Source organism: Geobacillus sp. ZGt-1, assembly GCF_001026865.1.
Taxonomy (GTDB): Bacteria; Bacillota; Bacilli; order Bacillales; family Anoxybacillaceae; genus Geobacillus; species Geobacillus thermoleovorans.
The window spans coordinates 151,047-165,630 of record NZ_LDPD01000028.1 but is presented as its reverse complement, the minus strand read 5'-3'; the positions used below and the strand labels follow the sequence as shown (position 1 = coordinate 165,630).

Here is a 14,584-nt window from a genome sequence, read left to right as displayed (position 1 = left end):
AGTTCACTGATGAAGAGATGAAAGTCGTCAAGCAGCTGCATTTGTTGACGATAAAGCCGATGCTTTACGTCGCCAATGTCGGCGAGGAAGATATCGCTGACCCTAGCGGCAATCCGTTTGTCAAGGACGTGCGCGAGTTTGCGAAGCGCGACAACGCTGAAGTCATTGTTGTCTGCGCCAAAATCGAAGAGGAAATCGCTGAGTTCAGCGATGAGGAAAAACGGCAATTTTTACAGGAGCTCGGCATCGAGCAGTCTGGCCTTGACCAGCTTATCCGCGCCGCTTACAGCTTGCTCGGATTGGCGACGTTTTTCACCGCCGGCGAGCAGGAGGTGCGGGCGTGGACGTTCCGCAAAGGGATGAAAGCGCCGCAATGCGCCGGCATCATCCATTCCGACTTTGAGCGAGGGTTTATTCGCGCGGAAACGGTGTCGTACGATGACCTTGTCGCGGCTGGATCGATGGCGGCGGCGCGCGAAGCCGGAAAAGTGCGCTTGGAGGGAAAAGACTACGAAGTGCAAGACGGCGACATTATGCATTTCCGGTTCAACGTGTAACCATCGGTTCGAGGGCAGGGCGGATGCAGCAGGTCACGGCATGGGGCCGTTTTTGGCTTGGTCATACGGATGGAAGATGTTTGCGCCGACGGAATGCGGCAAACTGCCTTGCTTATCGTTGTCGGTCATGGTATAATCAACAAATGTGAGTAATGGTGATTGCTCCTTGCTCTTCGAATGGAAGGGCCGCTTAGACCAAAAGGAGGTGACGAGCGTGAGAAAGTACGAAATCATGTACATCATCCGCCCGAACATGGACGATGAAGCGAGACAAGCTCTCGTGGAACGGTTCAACAACGTGTTGAAAGAAAACGGCGCGGAGATTACGAACGTGACGGATTGGGGCAAGCGCCGCTTAGCCTATGAAATTCAAAAATACCGCGACGGCTATTACATGATCGTCAATGTCGTATCGGAGCCGAAAGCGGTGCAAGAATTCGACCGCTTAGCGCGCATCAGCGAAGACATCATCCGTCATATCGTCGTCAAAGAAGAAGAATAATCTTTTCGACATGATTAAGAGGTGGTTCTGATGATTAACCGCGTCATTTTGGTCGGCAGGTTAACGAGAGATCCGGAGTTGCGTTACACTCCAAGCGGAGTGGCTGTTGCCACGTTTACGCTCGCGGTCAACCGTCCGTTTACAAATCAGCAGGGCGAGCGGGAAACGGATTTTATTCAATGTGTCGTTTGGCGCCGCCAGGCGGAAAACGTCGCCAACTTTTTGAAAAAGGGGAGCTTGGCTGGTGTCGATGGCCGACTGCAAACCCGCAGCTATGAAAATCAAGAAGGTCGGCGCGTGTACGTGACGGAAGTGGTGGCTGATAGCGTCCAATTTCTTGAGCCGAAAGGAACGAGCGAGCAGCGAGGGGCAACAGCAGGCGGCTACTATGGGGATCCATTCCCATTCGGGCAAGATCAGAACCACCAATATCCGAACGAAAAAGGGTTTGGCCGCATCGATGACGATCCTTTCGCCAATGACGGCCAGCCGATCGATATTTCTGATGATGATTTGCCGTTTTAATAAACAAGTCGCTTGAAGCCCCTGTCTCTAAACAACGCGCAGGCAGCGGGCCATTCCACCGATGAGGAAACGATGGCAACGGAAAGGAGGAAATAGCATGGCAGGACGGAAAGGCGGCCGCGGCAAACGCCGCAAAGTATGTTACTTCACGGCGAACAACATTACGCATATCGACTACAAAGATGTCGATTTGCTGAAAAAGTTCATTTCTGAACGTGGTAAAATTTTGCCGCGCCGTGTAACGGGAACGAGCGCGAAATATCAGCGCAAATTGACGGTCGCGATCAAACGCGCGCGCCAAATGGCGCTTCTGCCGTACGTTGCGGACGAGTGAGCCGAAAGCAAGCAGTAAGGGGGGATCCTTACTGCTTTTTTTATCTCCTCTGACTGAGCGGACTCCCACTCCCAAGCAGAGTGAAAGTGGGGAAGGAGGTCAAATCACCAAAAAACAAAGAAAGGGGAACGTCCATTGCGAAAAACGCACGCCCTCACCGAAGCGGCGATTGAGCTCGCACTGTTTGCTGTTTTGTTTTTGCTTGCGCTGTACGCGCCGGTCATTGGGATTGTCGCCGCTTTGTTTTTAGCGCTTCCGTTTATGGTGTTTACGATGCGCCATGGGTGGATTCCAGCTATGTTGCTGCTGGCGGCGGCCCTTGTCATCTCCGGTTTGATCGGCTCGCTTTTGTCGCTGCCGATGGCGCTTATGTTCGGCACCGTCGGCATGGCAGTCGGCGCGATGCTTTCGAAACAGAAAAACCGTTATCTTGTTCTTCTTGTCGGCGCGCTTGTATTTTTGGCGAATATCGTGCTTGATTACATCATCTCGATTCAATTTTTGCACGTCGATATGATCCAAGATACGCTTGCGCTCGTGCGAGAATCGTTTGACACGGCAATGAATCTAATGAAGGGAATGGGACAAGCGCCGCCTTTGGAGATGCAAAGGCAGTTCGAACAAGGGCTGAAGCTGATCGGCTATATGGTTCCGACGCTGTTTGTCATCGCTTCGTTTGCGCTGGCGTACGCGACGATCATCGTCTCGCTGCCGGTGATGAAGAGGCTGAAGCTGCCGGTCGGTTCATGGCCGCCGTTTCGCGAGCTTATGTGGCCGAAAACTGTATTGTGGTTGTATGTCTTTGTGCTCCTTCTCTCCTTGTTCCCGTTCAAAGAAGGATCGTTTGCCTATATCGCCGTGTTGAACTTATCGTATGTGTTGCAGCTGGCGATGATTGTGCAAGGATTTTCGTTTCTTTACTACGCCGCTTACAAAAAAGGGGTTGGCAAAGGTGTGGTGGCGGCAGGGACGGTCGTTTGCTTATTCCTGCCTTTTCTACTTTATCTTGTGGCGATATTCGGTATAATTGATTTAGGATTTGATTTGCGCCGCCGCATATGATAATTGGATAAGGCGAGTCATTTCTTCAGTGTAGGAGCTGACTTGAATGTCCCATTTTTATGAAAGGAAAGCGTATCGCTATCCGTTATATGCGTTAGCCGCCCTGGCGGTGCTTATGGCGATTGGCTTGTTTTACTTCCAATGGCTGCTTGGCCTCGTCGCCCTTCTTGGCGTCGGGTTTGTGCTTTATTATGTCATTGGGGCGCAACGCTCCTTGCATAAAGAGTTGGAGCACTATATTTCCAATTTGTCGCACCGGGTGAAAAAAGTAGGCGAGGAAGCGTTGATGCAAATGCCGATCGGCATTATGCTCATCGATGAAGGGGGAGAAATCGAGTGGTCGAACCGTTTTTTGGCCGCCTGCTTTAAGGAACAGACGCTTGTCGGCCGCTCTCTCGCCGAGCTTTCCGAATCGTTGGCCGCTTTTGTGAAAAGGGGAAAAACGGACGAAGAGATCGTCGAATTGAACGGAAAGCAGCTGAAAGTGGTCATTCGCCGCCCTGAACGGCTTCTTTACTTTTTTGATGTTACTGAGCATTTGGAATTGAAGCGGCAGTACGAAGCGGAACGGCTGGTGCTCGCCATTATTTTTCTTGACAATTATGATGAAATTACGCAAGGGATGGACGATCAGGCAAAAAGCCAACTAAACAGCCTCGTCACTTCCGTGTTGAACCGGTGGGCGAACGACTATGGCATTTTTTTGAAGCGGACGTCATCCGACCGATTTATTGCCGTATTGAACGAACATATTCTTGGGCGGCTCGAGAAAAGCAAATTTTCCATTCTCGACGAAGTGCGAGAGCAGACGGCAAAACATCATGCCCAGCTGACGCTGAGCATCGGCATCGGCGCCGGCGTGTCCCAGCTCCCGGAGCTCGGGGCGCTCGCTCAATCAAGCTTGGACTTAGCGTTGGGGCGCGGGGGCGATCAAGTCGCGATTAAGCAAGGAAATGGAAAAGTGAAGTTTTACGGCGGCAAAACGAACCCGATGGAAAAGCGGACGCGCGTCCGCGCCCGCGTTATTTCCCATGCGCTTCGCGAACTGATTGCAGGAAGCGACAAAGTGCTCATCATGGGCCATAAATATCCCGATATGGACGCCATGGGAGCGGCGATCGGCGTTTTAAAAGTCGTCCAATCGAACCAAAAGGAAGGGTTTATCGTCGTCGATCCGGCCAAAACGGATGCCGGGGCGCAACGGTTGCTTGAGGAAATGAAAAAACATGCTGAATTATGGTCAAGATGCCTAAAGCCGGAGCAGGCGCTTGAGCTCGTCACCGAGGATACGCTTTTGATCGTCGTCGATACGCATCGTCCGTCGCTCGTCATTGAAGAGCGGCTATTGTATCGCACCGACCATATCGTCGTCATTGATCACCATCGCCGCGGCGAAGAGTTCATTGAGGCGCCGATTCTCGTCTATATGGAGCCTTATGCTTCTTCGACATCGGAACTCGTCACCGAGCTGTTAGAGTACCAACCGAAACGGATGAAGCTGACGATGCTCGAAGCGACCGCCCTGCTTGCCGGCATCGTCGTCGACACGAAAAGCTTTACGCTCCGCACCGGCTCGCGGACGTTCGACGCCGCGTCATACTTGCGCGCCCAAGGAGCGGATACGGTGCTTGTGCAAAAATTGCTGCGGGAAAGCATCGCCAACTACATCAAACGGGCGAAATTGATCGAACGGGCGGTGATCGATGAGCATGGCATCGCCATCGCCAAAGGGGGCGAGAACGAGGTGCACGACCAAGTGTTGATTGCGCAAACGGCCGATACGCTTCTCACTTTAAGCAGCGTCGTTGCTTCGTTCGTCATTTCCAAGCGGTCCGACGGGACGGTCGGCATCAGCGCCCGCTCGCTCGGCGATGTCAACGTGCAAGTCATTATGGAACGGCTTGGTGGAGGCGGACATTTGACAAACGCCGCTGCCCAATTGTCCGAAGTGACGGTGGAAGAGGCGGAGCGGCAGCTGCGTGAAGCCATTCATGACTATTTCGAGGGGGGGAAGCCATCATGAAAGTCATTTTTTTAAAAGATGTGAAAGGAAAAGGGAAAAAAGGGGAAATCAAAGACGTCGCCGACGGTTACGCAAACAACTTTTTGTTCAAACAAGGGCTCGCCATTGAAGCGACGCCGGCGAACATCAAAGCGCTCGAGGCGCAAAAACAAAAAGAGCAGCGCCAAGCGGCGGAAGAACTGGCCAATGCGAAAAAACTGAAAGAAGAGCTCGAGAAGCTGACGGTGGAAATTCCGGCGAAAGCGGGCGAGGGAGGCCGTTTGTTTGGTTCAATCACGAGCAAGCAAATCGCTGAGGCGCTTCAGGCCCAGCACGGCTTGAAGCTTGACAAACGGAAAATCGAGCTTGCTGATGCCATTCGCTCCCTCGGATATACGAATGTGCCGGTGAAGCTCCATCCGGAAGTGACAGCGACCTTAAAAGTGCACGTCAAGGAACAAAAATAACGGCAGCAATGATGCCCCCGCCCGCTATGGCGGGGGCATTATCGACGGAGATGAAACGGGGGNNNNGCGGTGAGACGATGAGCGAACTTTTTTCAGAACGAATTCCTCCGCAAAGCATTGAAGCCGAGCAGGCCGTGCTTGGCGCTGTGTTTTTGGATCCCACTGCGCTGACGCTCGCCTCGGAACGATTAATTCCCGAAGACTTCTACCGCGCGGCCCATCAAAAAATTTTCCACGCCATGCTTCGCGTCGCTGATAAAGGCGAGCCGGTCGATTTAGTGACGGTGACGGCGGAACTGGCCGCTTTGGAGCAGCTGGAGGAAGTGGGCGGTGTCTCCTACTTAAGCGAGCTTGCCGATTCTGTGCCGACAGCGGCCAACGTCGAATACTACGCCCGCATTGTTGAAGAAAAATCATTGCTTCGCCGCCTCATTCGCACGGCGACATCGATTGCCCAAGATGGCTATACAAGGGAAGATGAAATTGACGTTTTGCTCGATGAAGCGGAACGGAAAATTATGGAGGTTTCCCAACGGAAACATTCAGGCGCCTTTAAAAATATTAAAGATGTTCTCGTACAGACGTATGACAACATTGAAATGCTCCATAACCGGAACGGGGACATCACCGGCATCCCGACCGGATTCACTGAACTCGACCGGATGACGTCCGGATTTCAGCGCAGCGACTTGATTATCGTCGCCGCCCGGCCATCGGTCGGGAAGACGGCATTCGCATTAAACATCGCCCAAAATGTGGCGACGAAGACGAACGAAAATGTCGCGATTTTCAGCTTGGAAATGAGCGCCCAGCAGCTTGTGATGCGGATGCTTTGCGCCGAAGGCAACATCAACGCCCAAAACTTGCGCACTGGCAAGCTGACGCCGGAAGATTGGGGCAAGCTGACGATGGCGATGGGCAGTTTGTCAAACGCCGGCATTTATATTGACGATACGCCGAGCATCCGCGTCAGCGACATTCGCGCCAAATGCCGCCGCTTGAAACAGGAAAGCGGCCTCGGCATGGTGGTGATCNATTATTTGCAGCTCATTCAAGGAAGTGGGCGCAACCGGGAAAACCGCCAGCAGGAAGTGTCGGAAATCTCCCGTTCGTTAAAGGCGCTCGCCCGCGAGCTCGAAGTGCCGGTCATCGCTTTGTCACAGCTGTCGCGCAGCGTTGAGCAGCGCCAGGACAAGCGGCCGATGATGTCCGATCTTCGCGAATCGGGGAGCATTGAGCAAGACGCTGATATCGTTGCCTTTTTGTATCGCGACGACTACTACAACAAAGATTCCGAGAACAAAAACATCATCGAAATCATTATCGCCAAACAGCGGAACGGCCCGGTCGGGACGGTGCAGCTCGCCTTTATTAAAGAGTACAATAAATTCGTCAACTTAGAGCGCCGTTTCGATGAGGCGCAAATTCCACCGGGGGCGTAAGACGGACCGCGCTGCCGGCGGCGGGCGCCTTTTTGTTCTTTTGGCCTTTGACTATTTCCTCGTTTACACCCGCGGCGTTAAAGAGGGAGCCTTCCTGATCATTGATAAACGAATAAAAAAGACGATATTTTCTTTTAATGTTCGTGTTTCATTGACTTTATGGCTGAAAACTGGTACACTGACAATGTTTAGACCGAGGAAACTGGAGGTGCTCGCCATGTCGTCAGTCGTTGTTGTCGGCACGCAATGGGGCGATGAAGGGAAAGGGAAAATTACGGACTTTTTATCGGAAAATGCGGAAGTGATTGCCCGGTATCAAGGGGGAAACAATGCCGGACACACGATCGTGTTCAACGGGGAAAAGTATAAGCTGCACTTGATCCCGTCGGGCATTTTTTATAAAGATAAAATTTGCGTCATCGGCAATGGGATGGTCGTCGATCCGAAGGCGCTCGTTGCGGAGCTTTCGTATTTGCACGAGCGCGGCATTTCGACTGATAATTTGCGCATCAGCAACCGCGCTCATGTCATTTTGCCGTATCATTTGAAATTGGACGAGCTTGAGGAAGAGCGGAAAGGGGCAAACAAAATCGGCACGACAAAAAAAGGAATTGGGCCGGCGTACATGGACAAGGCGGCGCGCATCGGCATCCGCATTGTTGATTTGCTTGACCGCGACGTGTTTGCCGAAAAGCTGGAGCGCAACTTGAGGGAGAAAAATACGCTGCTTGAAAAAGTGTACGGGGTCGAAGGCTTCCGGTTGGAGGACATTTTTGAGGAGTATTACGAGTACGGCCAGCACATCGCCAAATACGTCTGCGACACATCGGTCGTATTGAACAATGCGCTCGATGAAGGGCGCCGCGTCTTGTTCGAAGGAGCGCAAGGCGTCATGCTTGACATTGACCAAGGAACGTATCCGTTTGTCACGTCGTCGAATCCAGTCGCTGGCGGGGTAACGATCGGCGCCGGTGTCGGGCCGACGAAAATCAAGCATGTCGTCGGGGTGGCGAAAGCCTATACGACGCGCGTCGGCGACGGGCCGTTCCCGACAGAGCTGCACGATGAAATCGGCGACCGCATTCGCGAAGTCGGCCGCGAGTATGGGACGACGACCGGCCGTCCGCGCCGCGTCGGTTGGTTTGACAGTGTTGTTGTCCGTCATGCCCGCCGGGTGAGCGGCATTACGGACTTGTCGCTTAACTCGATCGATGTGTTGACCGGCATTGAAACGTTGAAAATTTGCGTCGCCTATCGCTACCGCGGCCAAGTGCTCGAAGAATTTCCAGCCAGCTTAAAAGTGTTGGCCGAATGCGAGCCGATTTATGAAGAACTTCCTGGCTGGACGGAAGATATCACCGGGGTGAAAAGTCTAGACGAGCTGCCGGCGAACGCCCGCCATTACGTCGAGCGCATTTCCCAGCTCACCGGCATCCCTCTTTCGATTTTCTCCGTCGGACCGGACCGTTCGCAAACGAACGTCGTCCGCAGCGTCTACGCGTAAGCGGCAACAGTGGACGGTGGCAGGCAGCGTATAAACAAGGCAAACGACAGGCATAGATGCGCGCGCGTCTATGCTTTTTTCTTTGATAGGCTCCTCAAAATGGCAATCGGCAAAGGATGATTTCATGTTCATAACATGGTAAATTAGTAATGATAGGATTCCATCGCAAAAGGAAGGATGTGAGCGAGATGGAAAAACGCATTTTAGTCGTTGATGATGAAAAACCGATTGCCGATATTTTGCAATTTAATTTGCAAAAAGAAGGATATGAAGTCATTTGCGCCTACGACGGCGAAGAAGCGCTGCAAAAAGTTGAAGAAACGATGCCGGACTTGATTTTATTGGATATTATGTTGCCGTTAAAAGATGGCATGGAAGTATGCCGTGAAGTGCGGAAAAAGTATGATATGCCGATCATTATGCTGACAGCGAAAGATTCCGAGATTGATAAAGTGCTTGGGTTGGAGCTTGGTGCGGACGATTATGTGACAAAGCCGTTCAGCACGCGCGAGCTCCTGGCGCGGGTGAAGGCAAACTTGCGCCGCCATGCGCAAACGGCCAACCAAGAAGAAGGAGAAAACGAAACAAATGAAATCGTCATTGGCCCGCTCGTCATCCGTCCGGACGCGTATGTCGTGCAAAAGCGGGGGGAAACAATTGAACTGACCCACCGCGAATTTGAACTGCTTCATTACTTAGCGAAGCATATCGGCCAAGTGATGACGCGCGAGCATTTGCTGCAAACCGTCTGGGGCTACGATTACTATGGCGATGTGCGCACCGTGGACGTGACGGTAAGACGTCTGCGTGAAAAAATTGAGGACAACCCTTCCCACCCGAATTGGATCGTCACAAGACGGGGAGTCGGCTATTACTTGCGCAATCCGGAACAGGAGTCATGAGCCAGCATGAAAAAAGTAGGTCCATTCCGTTCGATTCATTTTAAGTTTGTCATCATTTATGTATTACTGATTCTCGTCGCCATGCAAATCATCGGCGTGTACTTCGTTCGCAAGCTGGAAACGGAGCTTGTGCAGAACTTTAAAAACTCATTAAACGAACGGGTGACCTTGCTCGCCTATAACGTCGAGCAGGCGATGAATCGGGAGCGCGATGAAAAAAGCCCGACATTGGAAGAAGACATCCGTTCGCTTCTTCATGATTTCGTTTCCCAAGACATTTCCGAAGTGCGCGTCATCGATGAGAAAGGGAAAGTGCTTGCGACATCCAATCCGTATATGCAAAACATCGTCGGAAAGCGGACGACCGAGATTTATGTAAAACGTTCCCTCGTCACCGGCGAAATCGTCGACCGGATGCTGCTCGATTCGAAAACAGGTCATCGCATGTACATTTCGTCGACTCCGATCAAAACGAGCGGCGAAATCAAAGGTGTCATTTACGTCATCGCCTCGATGGAAAACGTCTTTTCGCAAATGCGGCAAATCAATATGATTTTGGCGACCGGGACGGGGATCGCTCTCGCCATTACCGCCGTGCTCGGCATTTTTTTGTCCCGCACGATCACCCGGCCGATTTCCGATATGCGCCGGCAAGCGCTGGCGATGACGAGGGGAGATTTCTCCCGCAAGGTCAAAGTGTACGGCTATGATGAAATCGGCCAATTGGCGATGACGTTCAATAATCTGACCAAAAAACTGCAGGAAGCGCAGGCGACGACGGAAGGGGAACGGCGCAAGCTCGAGTCCGTCTTGACGCATATGACTGATGGCGTCATTGCGACCGACCGTCGCGGGCGCGTCATTCTCATTAACGATGCAGCGTTAAACATTTTGAATGTTTCACGTGAAACAGTGCTGTCGAGTTCGATCGTCGACGTGCTTGGCATTGCCGACCAGTATACGTTTGAAACGCTGCTTGAGGAGCGCGATTCGCTCATTTTAGATTTCAGCACGGATGAGGAACTGTATATTTTGCGCGCGTCGTTATCGGTGATTCAAAAAGAGGGCGGATTTGTCAACGGGTTGATCGTCGTTTTGCACGACATTACCGAACAGGAAAAAATCGACCGCGAGCGGCGGCAGTTTGTCGCCAATGTGTCGCATGAATTGCGCACGCCGCTCACCACGATGAAAAGCTACTTAGAAGCGCTCGCTGACGGCGCTTGGCAAGATAAAGACATCGCGCCGAGGTTCATTCAAGTCGTGCAAAATGAAACGGAACGGATGATTCGGCTTGTCAACGACTTGCTCCATCTGTCCAAGCTCGACAGCAAAGACTACAAGCTGAAGAAAACGTGGATCAATTTTTCAGCCTATTTCCATAAAGTCATTGACCGATTTGAGTTGACGAAAAGCGACAACATCCGGTTCGTTCGCAAAATTCCGCGCGAGGCGATTTTTATTGAAGTTGATGAAGATAAAATTACGCAAGTGTTAGACAACATTATTTCGAACGCTTTGAAGTACTCTCCGCAAGGAGGGACGATTACATTTCGCGTCCGCAAACTTGCTGATGAAATTATTGTCAGCGTCAGCGACGAAGGAGTCGGCATTCCGAAAGCCGACTTGGCAAAAATTTTCGAACGGTTTTACCGGGTCGACAAGGCCAGGTCGCGCAAATTGGGCGGTACGGGGCTTGGGCTGGCCATTGCCAAAGAAGTCGTTCTTGCCCATGGCGGGACGATTTGGGCAGAAAGCAAGGAGCATAAAGGAACGACGATTTATTTTACGCTGCCGCTAGAACGCGAGCAAAAGGATGACTGGTGCGATGTATGAAACGATCAAAACCATCGTGTTGACGTTGCTTGTGCTCATCAGCATTACCTTAACGTTTGCCTTATGGACATATCATCCGAAATACGACGTGCTGCAAAACGACGAATACATTCAACACGTCTCCGTGAGCAATACGCAAGTGGATACAGCGATGGTCGTGCAGCCAAAGCAGATTCTCATTCATAAAAACGGCGTCCCCTATGCTGTGACGAAAGACGAAGAGAAAAATGAAGTGCTGAAAGAAATGAGAAGATGGACGCTTGATGATTTCGAAGATGTTTCGTCTTCTGTTCCGCAAGGGAAGTTTTTATCGTTTTTAAACGGCAAAGAGCGGCTTGAGATCATTTACCCCGATGAGGTGCCGATCGACATATACCGATTGATTTTCACGATCGATGACAGGGGGCTCGACGGCTTGGCGTTTGACCGCCTGCTCGTCCCGCTCGGCGGGAAGGACGAGTTCCCCATCTACTTCATCGCGACCGACAAGCGCAAAATTTACAAGGCGATTGCCAGCGATGCCTCCTTATCGGCGATCGGCCGGCTGGCGAAAGAAGCGAGCCATTTTCCGCGTTATTTCGCTTATCCGGTCAGCGAAACGAAGCAGTTGTATTTGCCGGAAAAAGAAGTGGTGCTCAGCAGTCTGCAATATTATACCGACGAGCTGGACGCAGACAAGTTTAAAGAAGCGCTCTTTAGCGATCCAAGCTTTGTCAAAAAAGATTTGATTCCGTTTGGCGAAGAATATACAGACGGTTCGCGGCTGATGGACGTCGATTTTCTTCAACGGATGCTGCTGTATGTGAATCCAGCGGCGCGCGTCTCGAATATGGGACAAACGGAGCAAGAAACCCATATCATCCAAAAAAGCATTGATTTCGTCAATGAGCATGGCGGTTGGACGGATCTGTATCATTTCGCCCGCTGGAGCGAGGAGGATCGAAAAGTCACGTTCCGGCTTGTCGTCAACGGCTATCCAGTCTTTAATGAATACGGCATGTCAGAAATCGTGGAGACGTGGGGAGCGTCCGATTTGATGAAATACCAGCGTCCGCTCTTCCGCCTTGAAATCGCGGATCGCAACCGCACACCAAAAACGCTGCCGTCCGGCCATGAGGTCGTCAACTGGTTCGAACAGACGAAAGGCGTTCGCAAATCGCTCATCAAAGATATCGCCATCGGCTATGAGCTCATCAAAGATCCGGAGCGGGAAAAAGTCATCCGCCTTGAACCGGCATGGTTCTACTTGTACGGACAAACGTGGAAAAAGGTAAACATGGGCGATGAGGCGGGAGGAGGGGGAACAAATGGACTGGAGTAAAACGAAGACGATTTTTATTATCGTGTTCCTCATCCTCGACTGCTTTTTAGGCTATCAGTTTATGGAAAAACGAAACAGCAGCCAGCTCGATGTCATTTTGGAAACGACGATTGAAGAGCAGCTTGAGGCGAACGGCATTACGTATGTGGATCTGCCTAAAGAAGTGACGAAAGCGGCGTATGTCAGCGGCAAAAGCCGCTCATTCACCATGGCGGATGTAAAAAAGCTGCCCGGGCAAAAAGTGAAAATCGAAGGAGAAACGAAAGTCAAAGGGACGTTCATCGATCCGGTTGCGCTGCCGATTGACGATCCATACCAGCTGCGTGAGTTTTTGCAGCGCTACATCATCGGCGGCGGGCAATATGCCTTTTGGTCGTTTGATGAAAAACAAGGAATCTTGACCTGCTACCAAATGTATGACGGCAAGATGATTTACGGCAATGAAAACAGCAAGCTCGTCATCCATGTCAACGGGAGACGGGAAGCGCTGTCGTATGAACAGACGATGCTCAGCGACTTGGAAAAGTACGAGCGGAAGCAAGATATCGTCCCGGCGATTAAAGCCATTGAGACGTTGTACCGAAAAGGGCATTTGCAGCCGGGCGACCGCGTCACGAAAGTGGAGCTTGGCTATTACGGGCTTGTTCAATTTACTGCATCCCAAGTGTTGACTCCAACTTGGCATATTGTTGTCAATCGGAAGGAAGACTATTTCGTCAATGCGTTTGAAGGGCAAGTGATCAATGATCAAGGAAATGTGCTGGAGTGAAAGAACATGACGATGCGATTTAGTGTGCTGGCCAGCGGCAGCACCGGCAATGCCTTTTACATTGAGACAGACCGCCAGCGCCTGCTTGTTGACGCCGGTTTGAGCGGCAAGCAGCTTGAGGAGTTGTTTGCTGAGATCGGCCGCCATCCAAAGCAGCTTGATGCGCTGCTTGTCACCCATGAACATAGCGACCATATTAAAGGGCTCGGGGTGCTTGCCCGCAAGTATCGGCTGCCGGTGTATGCCAATGAAAAAACGTGGCGGGCGATGGAACAAACGGTCGGCGACATTCCGCCCGAGCAAAAATTTGTCTTTCCGCTCGGCGCGGTAAGGACGTTCGGCGATGTTGACGTCGAATCGTTCGGCGTCTCTCACGACGCCGCCGAGCCGATGTTTTACGTTTTCCACTATGAAGGGAAAAAGCTTGCGTTGCTCACCGATACCGGCTATGTGAGCGAGCGGATCAAAAAGACGATTGAAAACGCGGATGTGTTCGTGTTTGAAAGCAATCATGACGTCGGCATGCTGCGGATGGGGAGATATCCATGGAGCGTCAAGCGCCGCATTTTAAGCGATGTCGGCCATATTTCGAATGAGGAAGCGGGTTTGGCGCTTGCTGACGTGATCGGCGACCGGACAAAGCAAATTTATTTGGCCCATTTGAGCCAAGATAACAATATGAAAGAGCTGGCGCGCATGACCGTGACGCAAGTGTTGGAACAGAAAGGCTTAGCGGTCGGCGCCCGCTTTCGTTTGTATGATACCGATCCGCGTCGGGCGACGGCACTAGCGTATGTATAAAGCCCGTTTTGCCGAAACTGAGGGAGATACATTTGTTGGATTTTTTCTCCTGTTCATGATTATAATGAGGGATGGAGACGAATGTGGAAAGGAGGGTGAGCATGGGATACTACGACGACCATTATGAGCCGTACGAACAAACGAGGAGGAAGCGGCGCAGCGGATCGTTTGTTTCCGCGCTTGTCGGCGCCGTGTTAGGAGGGCTGCTCGTCCTCATGTCCATTCCGGCGCTTTCCCGTTGGGATATCCTCCCGTATGATGTTGTGCCGAATCAAAGAGCAGAGGAAGAGCCAAAAACAGAGGAAAATGGAACTCCACCGATTCGGCAGAGTGTTTCCGTAGATGTGACGACGGCGGTGACAAAGGCGATCGACCAAGTGTCGGATGCGGTTGTCGGCGTTGTCAACATTCAAGAAGCCAGCTTCTGGTCGCAAGGAGGCGAGGCTGGCGTCGGATCGGGCGTCATTTACAAGAAAGCGGGAGGCCGGGCGTTTATCGTCACGAACCATCATGTTGTTGAAAACGCCAGTCAGCTCGAAGTGAGCCTCAAAGATGGGACG

The 14,584-nt window shown here is 51.8% G+C and carries 14 protein-coding genes and 2 pseudogenes; all 16 read left to right on the top strand.

Features of this window, described 5'->3' with window-relative positions; translation table 11 throughout:
- Positions 1–557, top strand: a 557-nt coding sequence (locus VU18_RS20835; RefSeq protein ID WP_047758410.1) for a DUF933 domain-containing protein, incomplete at its 5' end; no start/stop codon positions are given.
- A 214-nt stretch (positions 558–771) separates the two neighbouring features.
- Positions 772–1,059: a 30S ribosomal protein S6 gene (rpsF, locus tag VU18_RS15195; protein WP_011232945.1), complete on the top strand. Its 288-nt coding sequence runs from the start codon at positions 772–774 to the stop codon at positions 1,057–1,059.
- A 30-nt stretch (positions 1,060–1,089) separates the two neighbouring features.
- Complete coding sequence (gene ssb / locus VU18_RS15190; RefSeq protein WP_011232944.1) at positions 1,090–1,584, top strand: single-stranded DNA-binding protein; 495 nt, start codon at positions 1,090–1,092, stop codon at positions 1,582–1,584.
- 97 nt (positions 1,585–1,681) lie between these two features.
- Positions 1,682–1,918, top strand: coding sequence for a 30S ribosomal protein S18 (gene rpsR / locus VU18_RS15185; RefSeq protein WP_008880812.1), 237 nt, complete (start codon positions 1,682–1,684; stop codon positions 1,916–1,918).
- Positions 1,919–2,053: 135 nt separating this feature from the next.
- Positions 2,054–2,980, top strand: coding sequence for a YybS family protein (locus tag VU18_RS15180; RefSeq protein ID WP_011232943.1), 927 nt, complete (start codon positions 2,054–2,056; stop codon positions 2,978–2,980).
- Positions 2,981–3,026: 46 nt separating this feature from the next.
- Entirely contained in the window at positions 3,027–5,003 is a 1,977-nt protein-coding gene (locus tag VU18_RS15175; RefSeq protein WP_011232942.1) for a DHH family phosphoesterase, read from the top strand.
- On the top strand, positions 5,000–5,449 hold the full coding sequence (rplI, locus tag VU18_RS15170) for a 50S ribosomal protein L9 (RefSeq protein ID WP_011232941.1): 450 nt from the start codon (positions 5,000–5,002) through the stop codon (positions 5,447–5,449). The genes VU18_RS15175 and rplI overlap by 4 nt, the downstream gene beginning before the upstream one ends.
- A 77-nt stretch (positions 5,450–5,526) precedes the next feature.
- Positions 5,527–6,483 (top strand): annotated as a pseudogene (locus tag VU18_RS15165) (DnaB-like helicase C-terminal domain-containing protein); the annotation flags it as partial.
- A 1-nt stretch (position 6,484) separates the two neighbouring features.
- On the top strand, positions 6,485–6,891 hold a 407-nt coding region (locus tag VU18_RS20830), incomplete at its 5' end, for a DnaB-like helicase C-terminal domain-containing protein (protein ID WP_304413654.1).
- 217 nt (positions 6,892–7,108) lie between these two features.
- Positions 7,109–8,395, top strand: a complete 1,287-nt coding sequence (locus tag VU18_RS15160; protein ID WP_011232939.1) for an adenylosuccinate synthase — start codon at positions 7,109–7,111, stop codon at positions 8,393–8,395.
- 188 nt (positions 8,396–8,583) lie between these two features.
- The gene (yycF, locus tag VU18_RS15155) at positions 8,584–9,297 is read left to right on the top strand and encodes a response regulator YycF (RefSeq protein WP_011232938.1); all 714 of its coding nucleotides are present in this window, start codon (positions 8,584–8,586) and stop codon (positions 9,295–9,297) included.
- A gap of 6 nt (positions 9,298–9,303) precedes the next feature.
- The gene (walK, locus tag VU18_RS15150) at positions 9,304–11,133 is read left to right on the top strand and encodes a cell wall metabolism sensor histidine kinase WalK (protein ID WP_011232937.1); all 1,830 of its coding nucleotides are present in this window, start codon (positions 9,304–9,306) and stop codon (positions 11,131–11,133) included.
- Positions 11,126–12,454 carry a YycH family regulatory protein gene (locus VU18_RS15145; RefSeq protein ID WP_011232936.1) on the top strand — a complete coding sequence of 443 codons (1,329 nt, stop codon included), beginning with the start codon at positions 11,126–11,128 and terminating at the stop codon, positions 12,452–12,454. The genes walK and VU18_RS15145 overlap by 8 nt, the downstream gene beginning before the upstream one ends.
- Positions 12,441–13,223, top strand: coding sequence for a two-component system regulatory protein YycI (locus tag VU18_RS15140; protein ID WP_011232935.1), 783 nt, complete (start codon positions 12,441–12,443; stop codon positions 13,221–13,223). Before VU18_RS15145 ends, VU18_RS15140 begins: the two co-directional genes overlap by 14 nt.
- A 6-nt stretch (positions 13,224–13,229) precedes the next feature.
- Entirely contained in the window at positions 13,230–14,024 is a 795-nt protein-coding gene (locus VU18_RS15135) for an MBL fold metallo-hydrolase (RefSeq protein ID WP_011232934.1), read from the top strand.
- A 101-nt stretch (positions 14,025–14,125) separates the two neighbouring features.
- Positions 14,126–14,584, top strand: a pseudogene (locus VU18_RS20825) (serine protease); the annotation flags it as partial.